The following is a 23,830-nucleotide window of genomic DNA, read 5'->3' as shown; positions in this document are numbered from 1 at the left end:
TCCTTCAGGGCGTGCGCATCTGCGCTGCCAGTTGATTGTTGAGCGGGTCGGTACTGCTGGCCAAGCCTTGGCGCACACCTTCCATGTCCGGCGCCGAGCGGTTCTGGCTGAGTTTGCGCGCCCCCTGCAGCCGTGCGATGGGCAGACGGAAGCCGACGATGGCGCGCAGCATGCCTTCGATGTAATCGCTGGGTGCATCGGTGACTTTCCATGGGGCGCTGCGCCCTTGTTCGTGCAGGTCGGTCAGGCGGCTGACGATATCCAGCAGGCCCGGACCGCCTTGCACCACCTCAGCGGCGCCGTAGGCATGCACCGCCAGGTAGTTCCAGGTGGGTACCACCTTGGGGTTGTCGAGCTTGCTCGGGTAGTAGCTGGGGCTGACATAAGCGTCTGGGCCGGTGAATACCAACAAGGCTTCTACACCTTGCTCCAAGGCCTGCCACTGAGGGTTGGCACGGGCCAGATGGCCGTAAACGGTGCCCAACTCACCTTCGCTGGCATCGATCAACACGGGTATGTGACTGGCCAGCAGGCCGTGTTCGCCGTGGGTGACGAGCAGGGCCAGGCGGGTTTCGCGCATCTGTTGATGCAGGCGCTCAAGGTTGTGTTCCTGGTGCGGTTTGCTGTTGTACATGAGCCGATCCTTGTCGATTGACTCCATCGTAGGCAGGCTATTGGTTCAGGTTAAGAGCCATTGACGATGATTTTGATAGGTCCAATGCGATGAGCGAGCACCCTTTGGTATTGCCATTCGACCCTGCCGGGATCGTCCTTGATCAGCGCCGAGGGTTGAGTCAGCAGCTGTATAAAGCGCTGCGTGCTCGGGTGCTGGATGGACGCTTGAGCAGCGGCACGCGCCTGCCGGCGACACGAGACCTGGCAGGCATGCTCTCGCTCTCGCGCAACAGCGTGGTGCGTGCCTATGACCAGCTTTACGCCGAGGGCTACATAGAAAGCCGGGTAGGAGACGGCACCTACGTTTGTCATCTGCCAAAACTATCCACACAACTGTCCACACGGTTATCCCATGGCTTATCAACAGGGTTATCCACAAAACGCCCGGAAAGCACTGAGGATTTATCCAGCTGTGAACGCTCCAGTGAGCGCTTGGAGCGTCTGAAAAATAACCATCTGCCATCCCCAAAAGCCGGCCCGTCACGGGCATTTCGAGTAGGTGTTCCAGCGTTCGACCTGTTCCCTTTCAACGTCTGGGCCAAGCTGCAAGCGGGCTTCTGGCGAAACCCAGATCCAGCGCAGCTTGGTTATGGCGATCCGGCGGGCGAGCCATTGTTGCGTGAGTTGATCGCTGCGTATCTACGTCGGTCACGGGGCATGTCGTGCACGGCTGGACAAATTGTGATCACCAATGGTGCGCAGGAGGCCATAAGCCTTTGTGCACAGCTGTTGATGCAACCGCGGGATGAGGTGGCTGTGGAAAACCCCGGGTATCGTGCCGCCGGGCATGCCTTTGCCGTGGCGGGCGGGCGGGTGAGAGGCGTGCCGGTAGATGAAGAGGGCCTGGACTGCGCCAGGCTTGCCCACGCTGGCGACTGTCGCTTGGTTTACGTCACCCCAGCGTACCAGTATCCGACAGGGGTAACCATGAGCCTTGCCCGCCGCTTGGCGTTGCTGGCCTGGGCCGAGCGCCAGGATGGCTGGATCATCGAAGATGACTACGACGGTGAATACCGTTACAACGGAGCGCCGCTGGCTCCGTTGGCGGCTTTGGACCGACAAGGCCGAGTGCTGTATGTCGGTACCTTCGGCAAGATCGCTTTCCCAGCGCTGCGCCTTGGCTACTTGGTATTGCCGGAGCGGTTGGTGCAGGCTTTCAGCCAGGGCAGGGCGCTGGCAGTGCGGCATTCAGAAGTGGGAACCCAGTGTGTGATGGCTGAGTTCATGGCTCAGGGGCATTTTCAGCGGCACGTACGCCGCATGCGCCGTGCGGCGCTGAGCCGGCGCAACGTGCTGAAGGCCGGGTGGCCTGGTGATGTGTCGGGGCTGGCGGCGATGCCGGACGTTGCAGCGGGGCTGCATGTGAAGGTCGATGTGGATAACTTTGCGCGCGAGCAAGAGCTGGTGGCCAAGGCCGAGGCGGTGGGTGTGGAGGTGAATCCACTTAGCAGTTACTGGCTCGAGGACAGTGAGGTGCCTGTGGATAAACGTGCGGGGCTGGTGCTTGGGTTTGCGGCAGTACCAGAAGGGGAGATTGCCGAGGCGTTGATGCGCTTGCGCAAGGCTTGGAGATAAACCCCGCCTTGAATCGCGAACGGCCCGCAAAGCGGGCCTCGCAGTGTGGCATGCTGCTCACGGCGTCGGGCCGCAAAGCGGCCCGGGGGGCTGATCAGAACGCCGGAACCACAGCGCCTTTGTATTTCTCGGTGATGAACTGCTTCACCTCAGGCGAGTGCAGTGCAGCCGCCAGTTTCTTCATGTCTTGCGAATCCTTGTTGTCCGGGCGGGCAACGAGGATGTTCACGTACGGTGAGTCGCTGCCTTCGATGGCCAGAGCGTCTTTTTCCGGGTTCAGTTTGGCTTCCAGCGCGTAGTTGGTATTGATCAGGGCAGCATCGACCTGGGTCAGTACACGCGGGATGGTGGCCGCTTCGAGCTCACGGAACTTCACGTTCTTCGGGTTACCGACAACGTCTTTCACGGTCGACAGGATATTGCTGTTGTCCTTGAGCTTGATGACCCCGGCCTTGTCCAGCAGCAGCAAGGCACGGCCGCCGTTGGTGGCGTCGTTGGGGATGACCACGGTGGCGCCGGTAGGCAGTTCGTCGAGCTTCTTGATCTTGGTCGAGTAGACGCCCAGCGGCTCGATGTGCACGCCGGCAACGCTGACCAGGTCGGTACCCTTGGCCTTGTTGAACTCATCCAGGTACGGCTGGTGCTGGAAGAAGTTGGCATCCAGGCGCTTTTCGGCGACTTGTACGTTTGGCTGGATGTAGTCGGTGAATTCTTTCACCTTCAGGTTTACACCCTCTTTCTCCAGCTGCGGTTTGACGAAGTTGAGAATTTCGGCGTGCGGCACCGGGGTAGCGGCGACCGTCAGGTCACCGGCGTGGGCCGAAAACGCCGCGACAGCGGCAGCGACAGCAAGCAGCTTCTTCATGAATCACTCCTTGTGAGGGCCGCGACGGCCCCCGAACGGGTCGGCCAGGCCGACCCCATTGGGGTTACTTACGGGAAAAATGCACGACCAGTTTGTCGCCCACGCTCTGCAGTACTTGAACCAGAACCAGCAGCAGTACCACGGTGACTACCATTACATCGGTCTGGAAACGCTGGTAGCCGAAGCGGATGGCCAGGTCGCCAAGGCCGCCAGCGCCGACCACGCCGGCCATGGCGGTGTACGACACCAAGGTGATGGCAGTGACGGTAATGGCCGCGAAGATGCCCGGGCGGGCCTCTGGCAACAACGCACTGGTGATGATCTGGCGGGTGGTGGCGCCCATCGACTGGGTGGCCTCGATGATGCCGCGGTCCACTTCACGCAGGGCGGTTTCCACCAGGCGGGCGAAGAACGGCGTGGCACCCACCACCAGCGGGGGGATGGCACCGGCAACGCCCAGCGAGGTGCCGGTGATCAGCACGGTGATCGGGATCATCACGATCAGCAGGATGATGAACGGCAGCGAGCGCAGAATGTTGACCACCAGCGACAGCAGCGCATACACACCCCGCTGTTCGAACATCTGCTTCGGCCCGCAGAGGAACAGCAGCACGCCCAGTGGCAGGCCCAGCAGCACGGTGAAGAACAGCGAACCGAACAGCATGATCATGGTGTCGATGGTGGCCAGCCAGATTTCGGCCCAGTCGACGTTGGCGAAGAAATTCAGGGCGTCCATCAACGCAGTACCTCCATATGTACGTCAGCTGCCGAGAAGCGGTCGAACGCGGCTTGCATGTCGCCGCCGGTGACGGCCAGGGTCAGCTGCCCATAGGGCACATCCTTGATGCGGTCGATACGCCCGGCGAGGATGCTGTAGTCCACGCCGGTTTCGCGGGCCACGGTACCCAGCAGCGGCGCGTAGGTAGCGTCGCCCTGGAAGGTCAGGCGCACGATACGGCCCGGGACGTGGGCAAAATCGTCACGCTGTTCACCTTCATCGACCTGCTCGTCTTCCTGGACAAAGCGTTTGGTGGTGGGGTGCTGCGGGTGCAGGAACACGTCGGCCACCGAGCCTTGCTCGACTATGTGGCCGGCATCCATCACCGCGACGCGGTCGCAGACCCGGCGGATCACGTCCATCTCGTGGGTGATCAGCACGATGGTCAGCTTCAGCTCACGGTTGATCTCGGCCAGCAACTGCAGCACCGATGCGGTGGTCTGCGGGTCGAGGGCGCTGGTGGCTTCGTCGCACAGCAGAATCTTCGGGTTGGTCGACAGGGCGCGGGCGATGCCGACGCGCTGCTTCTGCCCGCCGGAGAGCTGTGCCGGGTACTTTTTGGCGTGATCCGACAGGCCCACCCGGGCCAGCAGCTGCGTGACACGCTTGTCGATTTCGGCCCGCGACAGCTCGCCCGCCAGCGTCAGCGGCAGGGCGACATTGTCGGCGACGGTCTTGGAGGCCAGCAGGTTGAAGTGCTGGAAGATCATCCCGACCTGCTGGCGGAAGCCGCGCAGCTGGGTGGCGTTGAAGGCGGTGACGTCTTCACCGTCGACGATGATCTTCCCGCCCGAGGGCTCTTCCAGCCGGTTGATCAGGCGCAGCATGGTGCTTTTGCCTGCCCCGGAGTGGCCGATCAGGCCGAACACCTGGCCGTCTTCGATGGTCAGGGTGGTTGGGTTCAGAGCGGGGATTTCCCTACCGGCGACGCGGTAGGTCTTGTGTACATGTTGGAACTCGATCACGTAGCGAACCTTGTGGGGCGCATGGAATTTGGGTCAGCGGTTGGCTGGGGTGGCGCATTTTAGCCTTTTCCAATAGGTGTTCTTAGCATTTATTTCGTAATGGACCAATCCATCAGGCATAACGCGACAACTGGTAATCCCGATTGAACGCTCGTCAAAGCCCTCTAGTCACTACTTGAACCAGCCCGAACAGGGCAAGCCTGAAGACTGATGAGGAAAGCCGACCATGACCAGCAAGAAAACGGACGCGCCCAAGCACAGTGAGGCCGCCGGCACGCAGACCCCCGACCGCGCCAATACCAACGCCAAGCTGCAGAGCCTGGAGGCGTTTCGCAGCGATGCCACTGGCCAGGCCTTGCGTACCAACCAGGGTGTGAAGGTAGCCGACAACCAGAACAGCCTGAAAGCTGGTGCTCGCGGGCCCTCGCTGCTCGAAGACTTCATCATGCGCGAGAAGATCACCCACTTCGACCACGAGCGCATTCCCGAGCGTATCGTCCACGCCCGGGGTACCGGTGCCCACGGTTACTTCCAGAGCTACGGCAACCATAGCGAACTGACCAAGGCCGGTTTCCTCCAGGACCCGGAAAAGATCACCCCGGTCTTCGTGCGGTTTTCTACCGTGCAGGGGCCACGTGGCTCGGGTGACACCGTACGCGACGTGCGTGGTTTCGCCGTCAAGTTTTACACCGATGAGGGCAATTTCGACCTCGTTGGCAACAACATGCCGGTATTTTTCATTCAGGATGCCATCAAGTTTCCCGACTTCGTACACGCGGTCAAACCTGAACCGCACAACGAAATTCCCACCGGCGGCTCGGCCCACGACACGTTCTGGGATTTTGTCTCGCTGGTACCAGAGTCGGCGCACATGGTCATCTGGGCCATGTCCGACCGCGCCATCCCGCGCAGCCTGCGGATGATGGAGGGCTTTGGCGTGCATACCTTCCGCCTGATCAATGCCCAAGGCGTGGCCAGCTTCGTCAAGTTCCACTGGAAGCCACGCCAGGGCGTGCATTCGGTACTGTGGGACGAAGCCCAGAAGCTGGCAGGCAAGGACACTGACTACCATCGCCGCGACCTGTGGGAAGCGATCGAGACGGGCGATTACCCCGAGTGGGAACTGGGTGTGCAGATCGTTCCGGAAGCTGATGAGCACAAGTTCGATTTCGACCTGCTGGATCCGACCAAGCTGATCCCCGAGGAGCTTGTGCCGGTGACGCCGCTTGGCAAGATGGTGCTCAACCGCAACCCGGACAACTTCTTCGCCGAGACCGAGCAGGTGGCGTTCTGCCCTGGCCATATCGTGCCGGGCATCGACTTCAGCAACGACCCGCTGCTGCAGGGCCGCCTGTTCTCCTATACCGACACCCAGATCAGCCGCCTTGGCGGGCCTAACTTCCACGAGATCCCGATCAACCGGCCGGTAGCGCCGAACCACAGTGGCCAGCGTGATGCCATGCATCGCATGACCATCGACAAGGGCCGTGCTTCCTACGAGCCCAACTCGATCGATGGCGGCTGGCCGCGGGAAACGCCGCCGGCGGCGCAAGATGGTGGCTTCGAGAGCTATCAGGAGCGCATCGAGGCACACAAGATCCGCCAGCGCAGCGAGTCGTTCGGCGATCACTTTTCGCAGGCGCGGCTGTTCTTCCAGAGCATGAGCCCGACCGAGCAGCAGCACATCATCAAGGCTTACAGCTTCGAATTGGGCAAGGTGGAGCGCGAAGCAATCCGCGCGCGTGAGGTCAATGAGATTCTGGCCAATATCGATTTGAAGCTGGCAGCGGCAGTGGCGGCCAACCTCGGTTTGCCGGCGCCCAAGCAGGGTACGGTTCAGGTCAAAGCAAGCAAGCTTGCGCAGTCCAAGGCCTTGAGCCAGATGAACCACCCTGGTGATGTGGGCATCAAGGGACGCAAGATTGCCCTTGTGGTCGCTGATGGCGTGGACTCCGCGAGCGTCGACAAACTGGTCAAGGCGCTCGAAGCACAAAGCGCGCGGCCCATGCTCTTGGGGCCATCTTCGGCGCCGGTGAAGAGCGCCGATGGCAAGCCACTGCCGGTGGACGCTTCGATCGAGGGTATGCCGTCGGTCATGTTCGACGCGATAGTGGTACCGGGAGGTAAGGCTTCAATCGATGCCTTGAGCGGCAGTGGCGTCGCCAAGCACTTCCTGCTTGAGGGTTACAAGCATTTGAAGGCGATGGTGTTGGCCAAAGAGGCCAAAGCGTTGGTCGGCAGCTTGGGCCTGAAAGAGGACAAGGGCCTGCTGCTAGGGGATGATCAGAAGACAGTGGATGCCTTCGTCAAAGCCGTGGAAGGGCATCGGGTCTGGGAGCGGGAGGCTGCTGCAGAAGCGATTCCTGCGTAGGGCGTCGCTGCGATACCCATCGCCGGTTGCCGGCGATGGGGCCCTGAAGTATCAACGCTGATGGGGTACCAACACCACCTGAGCGGGCAGCGTGCGCTGAATCTCGTGCTTTTGCTGGAGTTCGAACCCGCTGTCGATCTTGCGAACCCGCTTTTCCAGCAAGGTCTTCAACCAAGGTGCATCTTCGGTGCGAGGTACCTGGAACACCACTTCGCACTGATAATTCACCACATCAGTGGCAATCTCATCGAGCTGTCGGCGCATGGCACGGATGTCCGTGGTATTCAGCGCAATGACCGTGCTGGGCGCAGCCGGGTCAATCACCCGCGCCTTGGGCTTGGCCTCGGCAGCTTTCAAGGCAGCCTCGGCTTTTTCCAGCTCAGCCTTGCGTGCCTGCGAGACCGCGTCCCCGCCAGTCACGGCAGGGGCCTGTGGCATCAGGGCGCGGGCGCGTGCCAGAGCGGTTGCGGCAGCGTTTACGTCGCCCTTCTGAAGGACGATCTGGCTGCGTTTGAGGTAAGCCTCAGCCAGTTGCCGCTGGTAGTGTTCCAGGCGGGCATCGTCTGGCGATTGAGCCTGCAGCGAGGCCAGCTGATCTTCGGCTGTGGCCAATTCATTGCTGTTGATGCTTTGCTGCAGCTGCTGCCAGGCATCGGCTTGGGCAGGTGCACCTGTCTGCTCGACCGGCGCGCTCGAACAAGCGGCCAGGAACAGGGAAAACGCGGCAACAAGCAGATAACGGGATGCGAACGGCTTCATTCCTGCGACTCTCTATTTGCGCAAAAAGCGAGCAAGTCTACACCCAGGTGCGCACGCTCGAAAACAAGTCTTACAGACCCTTTACCCGCGAAAAGGTTGCAGGGTGTGCCATGGCGCACCCTGGAGTTCAACGTTTGGGCAGGGCCAGGCTCAGCAAGAATAGCACTGCCGCGCAGACCACGATCGACGGGCCGGCCGGGGTGTCCTTGAACCAGGACATGGCCAGGCCACCGCAGACGGCCGTGACGCCCAGCAGGCTGGCCCCCAATGCCATCTGCTCTGGCGAGCGCGCATGGCGCTGCGCCGCAGCGGCAGGGATGATCAGCAAAGAGGTGATCAACAGCACGCCGACGATCTTCATGGCGACGGCGATGACGACGGCAATCAGCAGCATCAGCGCCAGGCGCAGGCCTGCGACCGGCAGGCCTTCGACCATCGCCAGCTCTTCGTGAACGGTAACCGCCAGCAACGGTCGCCAAAGGACTGCCAGCAGCACCAGCACCAGCGCGCTGCCGGCCAGGATCCAGGCCAGGTCAGTGGTACTGATGGCCAGCAAGTCGCCGAACAGGTAGGCCATCAGGTCGATGCGTACATCGTGCATGAAGCTCAGCACCACCAGGCCCAGCGACAACGTACTGGGGGCGAGAATGCCGAGCAGCGTGTCGGAGGCCAATGGTTGGCGTTGCTGCAAGGTCACCAGAAGGATCGCCAGCAACAGGCACCCCACGGTTACCGCCAGCGCCGGGCTGACGTCCAGCACGAAGCCCATGGCCACGCCCAGCAGCGCTGCGTGGGACAAGGTATCGCCGAAGTAGGCCATGCGCCGCCACACCACGAAAGAGCCCAGCGGGCCCGCCACCAGCGCCAGGGAAAGACCCGCGAGCAGGGCGTAAAGAAGAAAATCAGCCATGCTTGCAGTGGTCTCCATGTACATGTGGGCCAGGGGCGACCACCGAGCCATGCAGGTCGTGGCTGTGATCATGGTGGTGGTGATAGACGGCCAGGCTCGGTGCGTTCTGGCCGAACAGTTCGACGAAGGCTGGGTCGTTGCTGACCTGCTCTGGGTGGCCGGAGCAGCAGACATGGCGGTTGAGGCAGACCACCTGGTCGGTGGCGCTCATGACCAGGTGCAAGTCGTGCGAGACCATCAATACACCGCAACCATGGCGGTCGCGCAGGCGGGTGATGAGGTTGTACAACTCGGTCTGGCCGACCACGTCCACGCCTTGTACCGGCTCATCCAGTACCAGCAGCTGGGGCTCGCGCAACAGCGCCCTGGCCAGCAGCACACGCTGCATCTCGCCGCCGGAGATGGTCTGGATCGGGCTGTCGATGACCTGTTCGGCGCCCACTTCCTGCAGTGCCGACAACGCGGCCTGCCGGCCAACACCGGGTACCAGGCGCAGAAAGCGCAGCACTGACAACGGCAGGGTCGCGTCCACCTGGATTTTTTGCGGCATGTAGCCGATACGCAGCTTCGGCTTGCGCCAGACGGTGCCGCGATGCGGCTTGAGCAGCCCGAGCACAGCGCGTACCAGGGTGGTCTTGCCTGCGCCATTGGGCCCGATCAGTGTAACGATCTGGCCGGGCGCCACCGACAGGTCGATGCTGTCGAGCACGGCCTCGCCACCGAACGTGACGCCAACCTGCTCCAGGCGGATCAGTGCATCACTCATGCCGCGCCCCGGCAATTGCCGCACAGGCCGACAATTTCCACCGTCTGCGTTTCTACGCTGAAGCCCACGCCCTTGGCGCTGGCGAGGATCGCATCGCTGATGCTGTCCTGCTCCAGTTCGATGGCGATGTGGCATTCGCGGCAGATCAGGAACTGGCCTTGGTGCACGTGCTCTGGGTGGCTGCAACCGATGAAGGCATTGAGTGAGGCGATGCGGTGTACCAGGCCGTTTTCCAGCAGGAAATCCAGCGCCCGATAAACGGTAGGTGGCGCAGCACGACGGCCATCCTGTTCGCTGAGCACGGCGAGGATGTCGTAGGCGCCCAGCGGCTTGTGGCTCTGCCACACCAGCTCCAGCACACGCCGGCGCAAGGCGGTCAAGCGCAGGCCCTGGCGCGTGCACAGCACCTCAGCCTCGGTCAGGGCGCTGTGCACGCAGTGAGAGTGATCGTGGGGGCGGTGGGCCAGCGGCGTGATGGACATGGGCAGCGACGGTTCTGGACAGAGACGTTATTATGTTACCCGTTTCTATCGATTCGAGTATTCACCGTGCCCCGATTGCTTGTGCTTTTTGTCGCTTTTATCGCCTGTTCGGCGCAAGCCGACGTCCGTGTGCTGACCAGTATCAAACCGTTGCAGCAGATTGCCGCCGCTGTGCAGGACGGGGTAGGCACCCCCGAAGTGCTGCTGCCTCCGGGTGCTTCGCCACACCACTACGCCCTGCGCCCATCCGACGTGCGCCGCGTCGGCGATGCCGATCTGCTGTACTGGATCGGCCCCGACATGGAAGGCTTCCTGCCGCGGGTGCTGGGCAGCCGCAGCAAGCCTGTCGTGGCTGTGCAGTCGTTACCGGGTATGCACCTGCGTCACTTTGGCGAGGACAGCCATTCACACGATGAAGAAGCGCATGACGATCATGATCATGATCATCGTCCGGGCAGCCTGGACGCGCATCTGTGGTTGTCGTCAGTCAACGCCAGGGTGATTGCGGCGAAGATGGCAGCGGACCTGGCGTCTGCGGACCCTGCCAACGCTGCGCGCTACCAGAGCAACCTGAAAGCCTTCACCGGGCGCCTCGATAGCCTGGATGCACGCATCAAGGCGCGGGTGGCGGGTATTGCCGACAAACCTTACTTCGTGTTCCACGAAGCCTTTGACTACTTTGAGTCTGCTTATGGGCTCAAGCACACGGGTGTGTTCAGTGTGGCCGCCGAGGTGCAGCCTGGCGCGCAGCATGTCGCGGCCATGCGCAAGCGCCTGCAGGAAGTGGGCAAAACCTGCGTGTTCAGTGAGCCGCCGCTGCGGCCGCGCTTGGCTGAAACGCTGACGGCCGGGCTGCCGGTGCGCTTGGCGGAGCTGGATGCATTGGGCGGGAATGACCCAGTGGATGCCCAGGGCTACGAGCATTTGCTGGAAAAGCTGGGCGGTGACCTGGCAGGCTGCCTGGAGCAGCTCTAGCGCCTGTACTGGCCTGTCGTCAGCAAGCCAGCCCCACTTCGACCGCATGGCATTCAAGCGCTGTGCGGCACCTGTGGGGCTGGCTTGCCAGCGTCAGGGCACGGAGATCAGAGTGCGAACGGCAGGTGCAAGGCCACTTGCTGGCGCTGCGCCAGACGCACTTCGAATTCGGCAGGGTCATGGATCATTACATCCATCCCGGCAAACGACTCGGCCGCGATCAAACGCGACAGCCAGAAACGCACGCACCCTACCCGCAACATCTGCGGCCAGAGCTCGGCCTCGGCTGCCGTGAACGGCCGTAGCGCGGCATAGGCTGCCAGCAGGGCCTGGGCACGAGGCATATCGATCGCACCGGTTTCATCCAGGCACCAGTCATTCACGGTGATGGCTATGTCGTACAGCATCGGCCCTGAGCAGGCATTGTAGAAGTCGATGACGCCGGTCAGGTGGGTGCCTTCGAACATCACGTTGTCGCGGAACAGGTCGGCATGCAGGTTGGCCCGGGGCAATGCCAGGATCTGCGCTTTGTGCGCGATGATTTCGTCCAGCGCGGGCTGCAGCAAGGCAACCTGGTCTGCCGAGAGCCGTGGCATCAGCTCGGCACCGTTGGCGAGCATCCAGTCCAGGCCGCGATCGGTCTTGCGCTCGATGACGTGCTCGCGGGTGGCCAGGTGGATGTGCGCCAGCAGCTCACCTACCTGGGCGCAGTGCTGGTTGTTCGGCGCCTTGATGTGCTTGCCCGACAGCCTCGGCTGCAGCAGTGCCGGCTTGCCGCACAGCTCGCGCAGGCCATTGCCGTCACGGTCACGTAGGGCGTAAGGCACCGGCATATCGGCGGCGTGCAGCGTGTCGAGCAGCTCGATGAAGAACGGCATGTCCTCGCTGGGGCCGCGCTCGATCAGCGTCAGGACGAACTCCCCCTGTTCGAGGCTGACGAAGAAATTGCTGTTTTCGGTGCCGGCGGCAATGCCCTGGAAGTCGAGCAGACGGCCCAGCTGATACGGCGCCAGAAAGGTTTCCAGCTCAGGCCGGGTCACGGGGGTGAAGACTGACATGATGAAAGAATGCCCATACGGGCACTTCCGCCGGGAAGTGCCAGGTTGATGTGAACGATACGCGTCAGATTACCACTCGAAGATCTTCCAGGACGGGATCAGCATGTCCGGTTGGTCGGAACGAATGAAATTGCCATCAGAGCCATCGGCGCGTACCAGAAAATAAGGCTTGCCGTTTTTCGGCGTGATCTTGATCGCATACAGGAAGCCGTTTTGCCGGTATTCCTGGATGGTTTTATCGCCTTCGGTGCGAATGGTTACCTCGGGATCTGCCGAGGGAGCGTCATCCGCTGCCAGGGTGACGACAGGCATGGTTGCCAACAGGCCGAGCAGTAACAGGCGATTGAGTGTACGCATGATAACCTTGTCCCTTTGTCGTCATTGATCCGGCTATTCTAGCTCCGGACCCGCCGAAAAGGTTGATTCTGCTCATGAGCCAAGCGCCCCTCGTCCTGGTGGACGGTTCCTCCTACCTTTACCGCGCCTTCCACGCGCTGCCGCCGTTGACCACTTCCAAGGGTATGCCCACCGGCGCGGTCAAGGGTGTGCTGAACATGCTCAAGAGCCTGCGCAAGCAATACCCCGACAGCCTGTTCGCCGTGGTGTTCGATGCCAAGGGCGGTACTTTCCGCGATGCCATGTTCGCCGAGTACAAGGCCAACCGCCCCAGCATGCCAGACGACCTGCGGGTACAGGTGGAGCCGCTGCATGCCAGCGTCAAGGCTTTGGGTTACCCGCTGCTGTGCGTCGAGGGGGTCGAGGCCGACGACGTGATCGGCACGCTGGCGCGCAGCAGTGCGGCAAAGGGGCGGCCAGTGATCATCTCGACCGGTGACAAGGACATGGCGCAGCTGGTAGACGGCCACGTTACCCTGGTCAACACCATGACCGGCAGTGTGCTGGATGTAGCTGGCGTGCATGAGAAGTTTGGCGTCGGCCCGGAGCACATCATCGACTTCCTCGCCCTGATGGGCGACAAGGTCGACAACATCCCGGGTGTACCTGGGGTCGGTGAAAAAACCGCAGTAGGGCTGCTGACCGGCATCGGTGGCGGCCTGAGAGACCTGTACGCCAACCTGGACAAGGTACCGGCGCTGGCGATCCGTGGCGCCAAGAGCCTGCCGGCCAAGCTCGAAGAGCACCGTGATGCGGCGTTCCTGTCCTACGAACTGGCGACCATCAAAGTCGACGTGCCGCTGGACATCGAGGTAGATGCGCTAGTGTGCGGCGAGCCGGACCGTGAAGCACTGCTGGCGCTTTATACCGAGATGGAATTCAAGAGCTGGATCGCCGACGTGCAGCGGGACGCGGCCAGGGCCGGCGATGAAGTTGCACCCGTGCAGGCGCCTGCGGCCAAGGTCGAGCCCAACTACGAAACCATCCTCGATCAGGCTCGCTTCGACGCCTGGCTGGAGAAGCTGCGTCAGGCACCGCTGTTCGCCTTCGACACCGAGACCACCAGCCTCGATGCGCAAAAGGCACAGCTGGTCGGCCTGTCCTTCGCTGTCGAACCCCATGAAGCGGCTTACGTACCGTTGGCTCACGACTACGAAGGCGCGCCGCTGCAGCTGGATCGCGAAGCCGTGTTGCTGGCGTTGCAGCCGCTTCTGCAAGACCCGGCCAAGGCAAAGGTAGGGCAGAACGCCAAGTACGATATCAACATCCTTGCCAATGGCTCGCCGGCGATCCACATGCAGGGCGTGGCCTATGACACCATGCTTGAATCGTATGTGCTCAACTCCACTGCGACCCGTCATGATATGGACAGCCTGGCGCAGAAGTACCTCGACCACGCCACCATCGCTTTCGAAGACATCGCCGGCAAAGGCGCCAAACAGCTGACCTTCAACCAGATCCACCTGGACAAGGCCGGCCCTTACGCTGCCGAAGACGCTGACATTACCCTCCGCTTGCATCAGGCGCTGCAGGCCCGCCTTGCGCAGACCCCTAGCGTGCAGCCGGTGCTGATGGATATCGAGATGCCGCTTGTGCCGGTGCTGGCCAAGATCGAGCGCCAGGGCGCGCTGGTCGATGCTGCGCTGTTACAGATTCAGAGCGGGGAGTTGGGCGTCAAAATGGCCGACCTCGAGCGTCGGGCCTATGAGTTGGCGGGTGAGGCATTCAACCTCGGTTCGCCCAAACAGCTCGGCTCGATCCTCTATGACAAGCTCGGCATGCCGGTGCTGAGCAAGACCGCCAAAGGCCAGCCATCCACGGCCGAAGCGGTACTGGACGAGTTGGCCGAGCAAGGCTACCCGTTGCCGGAGGTACTGATGCAGTACCGCAGCCTGAGCAAGCTCAAGAGCACTTACACCGACAAGTTGCCGGGCCAGATCAACCCGCGAACCGGGCGTATCCATACGTCTTACCAGCAGGCCGTGGCCGCCACCGGGCGCCTGTCGTCCAGCGACCCTAACCTGCAGAATATCCCTATCCGTACCGCCGAAGGCCGGCGTATCCGCCAGGCGTTCATCGCCAGCCCGGGCTACAAGTTGCTGGCGGCGGACTATTCGCAGATCGAACTACGCATCATGGCCCATCTGGCCAAGGACGAAGGCCTGCTGCATGCCTTCCGCAACAATCTGGATGTGCACCGTGCCACGGCGGCGGAAGTTTTTGGCGTGGCCCTGGAAGCGGTCACCACCGATCAGCGTCGTAGTGCGAAAGCCATCAACTTTGGCCTGATCTACGGTATGAGCGCCTTCGGCCTGGCCAAGCAGATCGGCGTAGACCGCAAGCAGTCGCAGGATTACATCGACCGCTATTTTGCCCGCTACCCGGGCGTCCTGGCCTACATGGAACGCACCCGGGCCCAGGCTGCCGAGCAAGGCTTCGTCGAGACCTTGTTCGGCCGCAGGCTTTACCTGCCGGACATCAACGCCAAGAACCCGGCCCTGCGCAAGGGCGCCGAGCGCACGGCGATCAACGCCCCGATGCAGGGTACCGCCGCCGACATCATCAAACGGGCGATGGTCAACGTGGACAACTGGCTCAGCGAAAGCGGCCTCGATGCGCGGGTGATCCTGCAGGTCCACGACGAACTGGTGCTTGAAGTGCGCGAGGACCTGGTCGAGCAGGTGAAAGATGAAATTCGCGGGCACATGAGCAAGGCCGCGCAACTGGATGTACCGCTGCTGGTCGAGGTTGGCGTTGGTTCGAATTGGGACGAAGCTCACTGATTGAGCAGAGAAACCTGTGTAGGATCCGGGTTGCAGTGACGCGGATCCTGGCATGGCTCGATGCCACTAGTACCACGGTTTCATGAAACTATCGCAAATAGTTTTGAGGGCTCTGGAACTAAACCGGTGAAGCGGGACTCAGAGTAACTGAATGGCTGGTGAAGCCCTTCGATGCTCCTATGTTGTGTTAAGTGTTGGCAGATACCTGGACCCCGCCCTAGCGGTCCAGACTTGAACCCCGAACTTCCCCCTCCCCATACGAAGTCCGGGGTTTTTTTTGCCCGGAATTTGCCCTGGCGATACCGGCCCTCGCCAGGAAGCCGGCGCCCACAGGGTGGGCAAGCCGGCCTGCCGGCGATGAAGTCGCCTCAGGCTACCGGCTTGTCTTCCAGCTCCATCCAGCCCGCCAGCACTTTGTAGGCCTCTTCCAGCCCCAGGCGCTTGGGTGCCGAGAACAGTTGGATGGTCACGCCATCCCCCCAACCTTTGCGGATCTCCGACTGCACCTTGAGCAGCGTGTTCTTGCCTGCGCCGTGGGTCAGCTTGTCGGCCTTGGTCAGCAGGATGTGCATCGGCATGCCGCTTGCCCGGGCCCAGTCGAGCATCATCTTGTCGAAGTCGGTCATCGGGTGGCGCACATCCATCATCAGGATGACGCCGCGCAGGCATTCGCGGCTGCCCAGGTAGGCCTCCAGGTGACGCTGCCAATGCTGCTTGAGTGGGATCGGGACTTTTGCATATCCGTAACCGGGCAGGTCGACCAAACGCCGTTCATCGTCCAGACTGAAGAAATTCAACAGCTGGGTGCGCCCTGGGGTTTTCGAGGTTCGCGCCAGGCTGGCATGAGTCAGGGTATTGAGGGCGCTGGATTTGCCGGCGTTGGAGCGGCCGGCGAAAGCCACCTCGTAACCCTGGTCGTCCGGGCATTGTTCGACCTTGGCAGCGCTGAGGGCGAAGGTGGCTTTCTGGCAGAGGCCGAGGATGGGGTTCTTGACTTGCATGGGATATCCGATGTGGGTGTTGCCAAAGCCTAGGCCGGCAAGCGGTGTCGTTTCCGTTTGGATGGCGGAAGTATATAATGCCCCAGTATTTGTGTGCTCATTCTCCCAGCGAAGGAGAACGGGCATGGGGTGTCGAACAATAGCTCGCGCATCAGAACGCAGCGCGTCCCCCAACCCTGTCAGGTCGTTTCGCATGGCGAAATGGCTGCTAGCTGTCGGTATGTTCCTGCCGTTTTTCAGCGCACAGGCTACACAGGATCCCGAGGCGTTGTACAACCGCACGTGTGCGGCCTGTCACGCCGGGCAGTTGCCACAGGCGCCCAGGAAGGGTGACCGGGCAGCTTGGGAGCCAAGGCTGGCGCAAGGCATGGAGGTGCTCACGGCTCATGTGACTCAGGGTTTCAAGGCTATGCCGCCGCGTGGATTGTGCATGGACTGCAGTGCCGAGGACTACCGTTTGGTCATCCTTTGGATGAGCGGCAGTCCCGCTACATAACATTTCACCCTTAGCCGTGTTGGATTAGCTGATGAACAAACTAGTCGTGAGTCTGCTGTTGACCATGGGCGTCGCAGGTGCGGCCACTGCTGCAGAAACTATCAAAGGCGATGCCGCCGCCGGCCAGGCCAAAACCGCCATCTGTGGTGCCTGCCACAACCCCGACGGCAATAGCCTGGCGCCCAACTTCCCCAAACTGGCCGGCCAGGGCCAGCGCTATCTCGAAAAACAGTTGCATGACATAAAGTCCGGCAAGCGTACCGTGCTGGAGATGACCGGCATGCTGGCCAACTTCAACGATCAGGACCTGGCCGACATCGCCGCGTACTTCGCCAGCCAGAAAGGCAGCGTCGGCGCCGCCGACCCCAAGTTGGTCGAGCGTGGCCGGGCGCTGTTCAATGGTGGCGATCTGGAAAAAGGCATGCCTGCCTGCACCGGTTGCCACTCCCCCAATGGCGCAGGCATCGCGCTGGCCGGCTTCCCGCACCTGAGTGGCCAGCATTCGCAATACGTGACCAAGCAGCTCACCGACTTCCGCGAGGGCAACCGCACCAACGATGGTGATGCCATGACCATGCGGACCATAGCCGGCAAGCTGAGCAACCATGATATCGAAGCGTTGGCCAGTTATATCCAGGGCCTTCACTGAGATAGCTGCGCATTAACATTCGGTTAATGCTGCAACGCTAAAGATGAAAGGGCGGCGCGGACCGCCCTTTTTTCGGTCCGCAGCCGGTACACTACAGAACTCGGGCCCGTCCCGACCTGTCTGAATACAGGTCGTGTAGAGGCGACCAAAGACTGCTCAGGAGTAAAGCATGCGTAAACTGATTCTCAGCGCTGCGCTGGTCGCCGCCAGCGTATTCGGTATGTCCGCCGTTCAGGCTGCGGAGCCTGCCACAGCCGGCAAGGAATACCTCGAGCTGAGCAACCCTGTTCCGGTGTCCGTCCCCGGCAAGATCGAAGTGGTCGAGCTGTTCTGGTACGGCTGCCCTCATTGCTACCACTTCGAGCCGGTGATCAACCCTTGGGTTGAAAAACTGCCGAAGGACGTTAACTTCAAACGCGTGCCGGCGATGTTCGGCGGGCCATGGGATGCCCACGGCCAGATGTTCCTGACCCTCGAAGCCATGGGCGTGGAGCACAAGGTTCACGCTGCGGTGTTCGATGCCATCCAGAACCAGCACAAGCGCCTGACCGATCCCGACGACATGGCTGACTTCCTCGCCACCCAGGGCGTCGACAAGGATAAATTCCTCGCCACCTTCAACTCGTTCGCCATCAAGGGCCAGGTCAATCAGGCCAAGGAGCTGGCGAAAAAGTACGAAATCACTGGCGTACCTAGCATGGTGGTGAACGGCAAATACCGTTTTGACCTCGGCACCGCTAAAGGCCCGGAAGGCGTGCTGAATGTCGCCGACCAGCTGATCGACAAGGAGCGCGCCGCTAAGTAAGCGGCGAACCCATGCCTCGGTTCAGAACCGCGCGTGGTGTTGGCCTGCACCAGCCGCAGGTCAACGAGCATCATCTGCAGGCCAATGGCCTGCCGGAAGATGGTCGCCTGCGGCTGCTCAGCTTCAATATCCAGGTCGGCATCAGTACCGAGCGCTATCGGCATTACCTGACCCGCAGTTGGCAGCACCTGCTGCCGCACACCGGGCGCGCCGGCAATCTGCAGAAAATCGGCGACCTGCTCAACGATTTCGACCTGGTGGCTTTGCAGGAGGTCGATGGCGGCAGCCTTCGTTCCGGTTACGTCAACCAGGTGGAGCACCTGGCCCAGTTGGGGGGCTTCCCTTACTGGTACCAGCAGCTCAACCGTAACCTTGGGCATTTCGCCCAGCACAGCAACGGCGTACTCAGCCGCCTCAAGCCGCACCTGTTGGAAGATCATCCTCTGCCCGGCCCCTCCGGTCGCGGTGCGATCCTGGTGCGCTTCGGTGAAGGCGAGGACGCCCTGATCGTGGTCATGATGCATCTTGCGCTGGGTGCCAAGACCCGCGCTCGCCAACTCGCCTACATCCGTGAACTGATCGGTGGATACCGCCACCAGGTTCTGATGGGCGACATGAACACCCATGCCAATGACTTGCTCGACCATTCCCCCCTGCGTGATCTGGGCCTGATCGCCCCGCAGGTCGAAGCGACCTTTCCCAGCTGGCGCCCGCAGCGTTGCCTGGACCACATCCTGCTCAGCCCGAGCCTGACCCTGGAGCGGGTCGAGGTACTGGCCCAGCCTATTTCCGACCATCTCCCGGTCGCCGTAGAGATCCGATTGCCTGATGCATTGACTGTGGATACGCTTCCGGTCCTGAGCTAGATCAGCAAAAGGCCATGGAGCATTCAAGAGTTCCCGCCGTGCGCCGACAGCGTGTAACCACAGCCCACCGATGCATCACCCGTTGCGGATCCAGGCATGACCGAAGAAGCCGAGCGCTGGAAAGAAAAATACCTTAAAAGCATCGAACAGCAGGAGAAGCTGGAGCGGCGATGGGCCGCGCGGCTTGACCTGCTGCGTCGAGGCCTGGTGCGCAGTACCTTGGCCGCTGAAGGCAGCGACAAGGCAGTGGACCAGTGCATGAAGGAAATGCGTGAGGTCATTCGCCGCGACGACATGGATGCCGGCCTTGCCGGGTTGATCCCGCGTCTTGAAAAGGCCGTGCTCGACTCCGAGCAGCGCCGCGAAACCCGCATGAACCAGGTCAGCGATGCCCTGACTGCGCTCGTGACGCAGCTGCAAGGCCTGCCGTTGTCCGGTGACGTGACGCGGTCGCTCAAGAAACTGGCGAAGAAACTCGACGGCGGCGTCAGCCAGTCGCGCGAGCTGCCGCCGCTGCTCGCAGAGCTGAGCGGTTTGCAGGGGAGGGCGCTGTCCTCTTTGGACAGGCCGGATGAGGAGGCCAGGCCGGGCTTTTTGCAACGTTTGTTCGGCAACCGCGATAGCGAACCAGGTGGGAGCGCTGTGGAGCCATCGGCCCCTTCTGCGATCGCTGAGCCTGAACTGCAGCCATTGCCGGACGGGCCGGTCCTGGTTGATCTGCCACCCCGGGATATCGACGAGCTGCAGCCGCTGGCAGCGCCTGAGGTTGATCACCCCGAACCTGTGGTGCCTGCAACGCCTGTTGTCGCACCGCCCGCCCCAAGCGAACCTGAGCCGCCGGCATCGGCCCCAGCAATGGACGATGTCGCACCCGACTGCGCTGAGGAGCCGCAGCGCCCCGAAGGCGTTCGGGCCGAGCTGCTACTGCAGGCCGATGAGCCACAAGCGCTGAAACCCCTGGAAGAAACCTTCGGCGAAGACGGGCCCTATTCGCTCCCTGACGCAGTCGAGCCGCCCTACAGCCAGGTTGCCGCGCATATCGAGCAAACCCTGATCGGCCTGCTCGATGACCTCAGCCTGCCGGAACGCCACAAAGCCCAGGCACTGCAGATGCGCGAGCGCGTGGCGCGGGGGCTGAACTGGTACGAGCTGATCCCGGTGCTCGATGACCTGGCCGTGCTTATGCTGGCGATCACCGACAGCGGGCAGCACGAATTCGAGACTTACCTGCAGCAGCTCAATGAGCGCCTGGAAAGCTTCCAGGGCCACCTTCATGAAGCCAGTGCCGGTCATGCCGACAACAGTTCTGCTGCTCGCGAACTGGACAGCCAGCTGCGTGAGCAGGTCGATGGCCTGCAAAGCAGCGTGCAAGGGGCAGTCGATGTGGACAGTCTCAAGCACATTCTCGAGAACCGCCTGGAAGGGCTGCTGGGCACGATGGATGAGCATCAGCATGAGCGTGACCGTCGCGAACAGGAGCTCGCCGGGCGACTACAGGGCTTGGCCGAGCGCGTCGCCAACATGGAGCAAGAGGCCCTCGGCTACCGCGAACACCTTGAGGAACAGCGGCAGAAGGCATTGATCGACCCGCTGACCGGGCTGCCCAATCGTGCGGCCTGGAGCGAGCAGGTAGAGCGCGAAATGCAGGCCTGGCAGGAGAACGGCGGCCATTTGGCGATGGCGATCCTGGACTTGGACCACTTCAAGCGCATCAATGACAGCTATGGCCATCTGGCGGGTGACAAGGTGCTGAAGATCGTCGCTGACCAGTTGCGCAAGCGCCTGCGTCCGCGCGATTTCATCGCCCGGTTCGGCGGCGAGGAGTTCGTACTGTTACTGGCGCAGACCTCACCCACCGTCGCTGCCCAAGTGGCCGAGGTGCTGCGTGCCGCGATCGAAGCGTGTCCGTTCCATTTCAAGGGCGAACGGGTGGTGATCACTGCCTCCATCGGTTTGAGCGCATTCCGCTCGGGTGAGCGCGGTGATCAGGTGCTCAAGCGTGCTGATGCGGCGCTGTACCGGGCCAAGGACCTGGGCCGTAATCGGGTGGAACAAAGCTGAGCGGGTGAGTCGGGGGCGCATACGTTATGCTAGAGCGTCACTGGCTAACCACCCTGGCTTCTTCCATGAAAGCGTTGTTCACTGCATTTTTGCTAATCGTTCTGGCCGGTTGTTCGACCGGCCTGCGTATCGACCGCAGCCACCCCTCGGCCAACCAGGACAACCGCATCCAGTTCGTCGTGCTGCATTACACCAATGCCTCGCTGGAGCGCTCGCTGGCGCTGCTGACCCACGGCGAGGTCAGCAGCCACTACCTGATCGGAGATGGCCCTGCCACGGTGTATCAACTGGTCGATGAAAGCCGCCGTGCCTGGCATGCCGGGGACAGCCAATGGCAGGGGCGAACCTGGCTGAATTCGAGCTCGATCGGTATCGAGATCGTCAACCCAGGCTTCGACACCACGCCCAACGGGCGAGTCTGGTACCCCTACAGCGAAGCGCAAATTCAGTCTCTGATCGCGCTGCTCAAGGACATCGTCAAACGTAACAACATCGACCCTAGCCATATCGTTGGCCACAGTGATATCGCACCCTTGCGCAAACTGGACCCGGGGCCGCTGTTCCCTTGGAAGCGTCTGGCCGATGCGGGGCTTGGGGTATGGCCAGAGCCCGACGCCGTGGCGCGCCAGCAGGCGTATTTCAACGTCAACCCGCCGAGCATAGGCTGGTACCAGCAAGAACTGGCACGCTTCGGCTACGCCATCGAACAGACCGGGCAGCTCGATGTCGCTACCCGCCATGTCATTGCGGCGTTCCAGATGCGTTTCCGGCCACAGCGCTTCGACGGGCTGCCCGATGCGCAGACAGCCGCCATGCTGCAAGTGCTCAACCGCAAGCGCTGAACCTTCGCGCCCTGGGCTCCGCCAAACGGCCAAGCCAATACGCCATTCAGTTGCTATACCCTGTATATCAACTGGATGCTGCCCATGTCGGCTCTGATAACTGCGTTGCGCCAATTTTTTTACCGTCCCTGGATGCTGGCCTCTTTGGCAGCGTTGGCCAGCGCCGCCGTGTTGCTGACTGCCAGTATCGGTATTGCGCTGCAGCAGATGAAGCAGAGCGAGAGTGCGCAGATGAATGCTCAGGGCGAGCGTTTTCTTGACCGCCTCGAGCAGGTTTTCGGCCAATTGCGTGAGGGGGTCGATGACCTGCAGGCGCAGCCATTGCGCGGATGCAGCCCGGCGATGCTGGCGTTGTTGCAGCAGGTTGGGCTGGGCTCGCGTTTCATTTATGAGGCGGCGTATGTAGACGTCAACGTCGCCTGCTCCAACCGCGGCGGGGCACGCGCTTTCGTGCCCACGCGGGCGCCGGACATCCAGGGCCCGACCTACAGCTATTGGCTCAATACCACCACCGAACCCAACGAGAACCTTGCCGCGTTGATGCTTGCACGCGGCAATTTCCTGGTCTCTACCTCGCGCGGGCACTTGACCGACGTGGTTGACCTGCCGCCGGGCGGTAGCCTGTTGGTGGTGCTGGACAATGGCACCAGAGCGATACCCGTGCTGGGCCCGCCACAAGTCTGGCCGCCCGCTGAGCATTGGCCGCCACCCAGCGGCAACTCGTTGTTCGAACTGCACGACCGCCTTGTCTATCGAATGCCGACCAAGTCGCCCGATTACCAGCTGGTGCTGATCGCTCCGCGTGCCAGCCTGCCACTGAGGATGAACGGCATGCTCTGGTTGCTGTTCCCCGGTAGTGTTCTGGCTGCCTGTTGTATCGGCTGGCTGGTGCTGCAACTGATCCTGCAGCGGCGCTCCATGAGTTCCGAGCTGCAGAACGCGCTGCGCCGTGGTGAACTGCAGGTGCTTTATCAGCCGATCATCGAACTCGACAGCCGGCGCTGCGTTGGCGCTGAGGCGCTGGTGCGCTGGCGGCGTCCGGACGGGACCCTGACCAGCCCGGACCTGTTCATTCCGCTGGCCGAAAATACCGGGCAGATTCGCCAGATCACCGATTTCGTGCTGCAACGGGTACTGGAGCAACTTGGCCAGTTGCTGCGTTCGCACCGCAACCTTTATATCTCGGTGAACCTGGCCGCCTGTGACGTGATGGTCCCGCGCATTGGCCGGGTGGCGGCGCGGTTGCTGGCACTGCACCGGGTGGCTGCCAGCCAGATCGCCTTCGAGGTTACCGAACGGGGGCTGATCGATGTGGTGGTGGCCCGTGACAACCTGCAAGCGCTTCGCTCGGTGGGGCATCAGGTGTTGATCGATGACTTCGGCACTGGCTACTGCAGCCTGGCTTATCTGCAGACCTTACCGGTGGACTGCCTGAAGATCGACAAGGCTTTCATCGACGCGCTTGGGCATGATGCTGCCAGCAGTGGTGTGGCGCCTCATATCATTCGCATGGCCCATGACCTGCATCTGCGGGTGATAGCCGAAGGCATAGAGTGCGAGGCCCAGGCGGTGCTGCTCAACAGTGAAGGTGTCAACTATGGTCAGGGCTGGCTGTTCGCCCATCCGCTCAATGCCCGGCAGTTCGTCGAGCTGGTGACGCGGGGGCGGCAGGTCCGAAGGCCGCGGCTAGACGACGAACCTTGAGCGAACGTGCAGGGGCCGGCCAGGCGTTGCCCCCAACGACCTTCAGCT

Annotated in this window: 22 protein-coding genes; 11 read left to right on the top strand and 11 right to left on the bottom strand. The window is 61.9% G+C overall.

Translation table 11 applies throughout. From position 1 onward, the window contains the following. Positions 1–4: 4 nt before the first annotated feature. Complete coding sequence (locus tag ABRP30_RS27480) at positions 5–634, bottom strand: FMN-binding negative transcriptional regulator (protein ID WP_349975547.1); 630 nt, start codon at positions 632–634, stop codon at positions 5–7. A gap of 89 nt (positions 635–723) precedes the next feature. Here ABRP30_RS27480 and ABRP30_RS27475 point away from each other — a divergent pair, with 89 nt between their 5' ends. After that, complete coding sequence (locus ABRP30_RS27475; protein ID WP_349975546.1) at positions 724–2,250, top strand: PLP-dependent aminotransferase family protein; 1,527 nt, start codon at positions 724–726, stop codon at positions 2,248–2,250. Between the two features lie 94 nt (positions 2,251–2,344). Here ABRP30_RS27475 and ABRP30_RS27470 read toward each other — a convergent pair whose 3' ends face one another. The 3 genes from ABRP30_RS27470 to ABRP30_RS27460 all read right to left on the bottom strand — a co-directional run bounded on the left by ABRP30_RS27470 (position 2,345) and on the right by ABRP30_RS27460 (position 4,858). Continuing rightward, positions 2,345–3,115, bottom strand: a complete 771-nt coding sequence (locus ABRP30_RS27470) for a MetQ/NlpA family ABC transporter substrate-binding protein (RefSeq protein WP_241806817.1) — start codon at positions 3,113–3,115, stop codon at positions 2,345–2,347. A gap of 64 nt (positions 3,116–3,179) precedes the next feature. Further along, the gene (locus tag ABRP30_RS27465) at positions 3,180–3,851 is read right to left on the bottom strand and encodes a methionine ABC transporter permease (RefSeq protein ID WP_039603885.1); all 672 of its coding nucleotides are present in this window, start codon (positions 3,849–3,851) and stop codon (positions 3,180–3,182) included. After that, entirely contained in the window at positions 3,851–4,858 is a 1,008-nt protein-coding gene (locus tag ABRP30_RS27460) for a methionine ABC transporter ATP-binding protein (protein ID WP_241806815.1), read from the bottom strand. The genes ABRP30_RS27465 and ABRP30_RS27460 overlap by 1 nt, the downstream gene beginning before the upstream one ends. 226 nt (positions 4,859–5,084) lie before the next feature. Between ABRP30_RS27460 and katE the strand changes: the two genes are divergently transcribed. Continuing rightward, complete coding sequence (katE, locus tag ABRP30_RS27455) at positions 5,085–7,229, top strand: catalase HPII (protein ID WP_349975545.1); 2,145 nt, start codon at positions 5,085–5,087, stop codon at positions 7,227–7,229. Positions 7,230–7,280: 51 nt separating this feature from the next. Here katE and ABRP30_RS27450 read toward each other — a convergent pair whose 3' ends face one another. From ABRP30_RS27450 to zur, 4 genes are all read right to left on the bottom strand, one after another. Further along, a complete protein-coding gene (locus tag ABRP30_RS27450) occupies positions 7,281–7,988 on the bottom strand; it encodes a PA5502 family lipoprotein (protein WP_349975544.1) in 708 nt (235 codons plus the stop codon). 127 nt (positions 7,989–8,115) lie between these two features. Further along, complete coding sequence (gene znuB, locus ABRP30_RS27445; RefSeq protein ID WP_241806811.1) at positions 8,116–8,898, bottom strand: zinc ABC transporter permease subunit ZnuB; 783 nt, start codon at positions 8,896–8,898, stop codon at positions 8,116–8,118. Beyond that, positions 8,891–9,664: a zinc ABC transporter ATP-binding protein ZnuC gene (gene znuC / locus ABRP30_RS27440; RefSeq protein ID WP_241806809.1), complete on the bottom strand. Its 774-nt coding sequence runs from the start codon at positions 9,662–9,664 to the stop codon at positions 8,891–8,893. Before znuC ends, znuB begins: the two co-directional genes overlap by 8 nt. Beyond that, the gene (zur, locus tag ABRP30_RS27435; RefSeq protein WP_241806808.1) at positions 9,661–10,146 is read right to left on the bottom strand and encodes a zinc uptake transcriptional repressor Zur; all 486 of its coding nucleotides are present in this window, start codon (positions 10,144–10,146) and stop codon (positions 9,661–9,663) included. Before zur ends, znuC begins: the two co-directional genes overlap by 4 nt. A gap of 66 nt (positions 10,147–10,212) precedes the next feature. Here zur and ABRP30_RS27430 point away from each other — a divergent pair, with 66 nt between their 5' ends. Continuing rightward, the gene (locus tag ABRP30_RS27430) at positions 10,213–11,121 is read left to right on the top strand and encodes a metal ABC transporter solute-binding protein, Zn/Mn family (RefSeq protein WP_349975543.1); all 909 of its coding nucleotides are present in this window, start codon (positions 10,213–10,215) and stop codon (positions 11,119–11,121) included. Between the two features lie 107 nt (positions 11,122–11,228). On the opposite strand, the gene ABRP30_RS27425 is transcribed toward ABRP30_RS27430, so the two are convergent. Both ABRP30_RS27425 and ABRP30_RS27420 read right to left on the bottom strand, forming a co-directional pair. Next, positions 11,229–12,179, bottom strand: a complete 951-nt coding sequence (locus ABRP30_RS27425; protein ID WP_241806803.1) for a homoserine kinase — start codon at positions 12,177–12,179, stop codon at positions 11,229–11,231. Between the two features lie 69 nt (positions 12,180–12,248). After that, on the bottom strand, positions 12,249–12,536 hold the full coding sequence (locus ABRP30_RS27420) for a DUF2782 domain-containing protein (protein WP_013970316.1): 288 nt from the start codon (positions 12,534–12,536) through the stop codon (positions 12,249–12,251). A 74-nt stretch (positions 12,537–12,610) separates the two neighbouring features. On the opposite strand from ABRP30_RS27420, the gene polA reads away from it, so the two are divergent. Further along, the gene (gene polA / locus ABRP30_RS27415; RefSeq protein WP_349975542.1) at positions 12,611–15,358 is read left to right on the top strand and encodes a DNA polymerase I; all 2,748 of its coding nucleotides are present in this window, start codon (positions 12,611–12,613) and stop codon (positions 15,356–15,358) included. A gap of 368 nt (positions 15,359–15,726) precedes the next feature. Here the strand turns inward: polA and yihA are convergent, their stop codons facing one another. Continuing rightward, positions 15,727–16,359: a ribosome biogenesis GTP-binding protein YihA/YsxC gene (gene yihA, locus ABRP30_RS27410; protein WP_012316856.1), complete on the bottom strand. Its 633-nt coding sequence runs from the start codon at positions 16,357–16,359 to the stop codon at positions 15,727–15,729. Between the two features lie 193 nt (positions 16,360–16,552). On the opposite strand from yihA, the gene ABRP30_RS27405 reads away from it, so the two are divergent. From ABRP30_RS27405 to ABRP30_RS27375, 7 genes are all read left to right on the top strand, one after another. Next, positions 16,553–16,855, top strand: coding sequence for a c-type cytochrome (locus tag ABRP30_RS27405; protein ID WP_349975541.1), 303 nt, complete (start codon positions 16,553–16,555; stop codon positions 16,853–16,855). Positions 16,856–16,886: 31 nt separating this feature from the next. Next, entirely contained in the window at positions 16,887–17,504 is a 618-nt protein-coding gene (locus tag ABRP30_RS27400) for a cytochrome c (RefSeq protein ID WP_267819669.1), read from the top strand. A 169-nt stretch (positions 17,505–17,673) separates the two neighbouring features. After that, entirely contained in the window at positions 17,674–18,309 is a 636-nt protein-coding gene (gene dsbA / locus ABRP30_RS27395; RefSeq protein ID WP_267819666.1) for a thiol:disulfide interchange protein DsbA, read from the top strand. An 11-nt stretch (positions 18,310–18,320) separates the two neighbouring features. Then, positions 18,321–19,175 (top strand): endonuclease/exonuclease/phosphatase family protein, encoded by an 855-nt coding sequence (locus ABRP30_RS27390; RefSeq protein WP_241806795.1) that lies wholly within the window; start codon positions 18,321–18,323, stop codon positions 19,173–19,175. 96 nt (positions 19,176–19,271) lie between these two features. Beyond that, positions 19,272–21,236: a GGDEF domain-containing protein gene (locus tag ABRP30_RS27385; RefSeq protein WP_349975540.1), complete on the top strand. Its 1,965-nt coding sequence runs from the start codon at positions 19,272–19,274 to the stop codon at positions 21,234–21,236. A gap of 65 nt (positions 21,237–21,301) precedes the next feature. Then, positions 21,302–22,078, top strand: a complete 777-nt coding sequence (locus tag ABRP30_RS27380; RefSeq protein ID WP_372490377.1) for an N-acetylmuramoyl-L-alanine amidase — start codon at positions 21,302–21,304, stop codon at positions 22,076–22,078. Between the two features lie 84 nt (positions 22,079–22,162). After that, complete coding sequence (locus tag ABRP30_RS27375; RefSeq protein WP_267819660.1) at positions 22,163–23,782, top strand: EAL domain-containing protein; 1,620 nt, start codon at positions 22,163–22,165, stop codon at positions 23,780–23,782. The last annotated feature ends 48 nt before the right edge of the window (positions 23,783–23,830 follow it).

It is taken from the genome of Pseudomonas sp. WHRI 8519 (genome assembly GCF_040224055.2).
Classification (GTDB): Bacteria; Pseudomonadota; Gammaproteobacteria; order Pseudomonadales; family Pseudomonadaceae; genus Aquipseudomonas; species Aquipseudomonas putida_X.
Note: the sequence above shows the minus strand (reverse complement) of the source record. Positions and strands in the feature narration are given on the sequence as shown.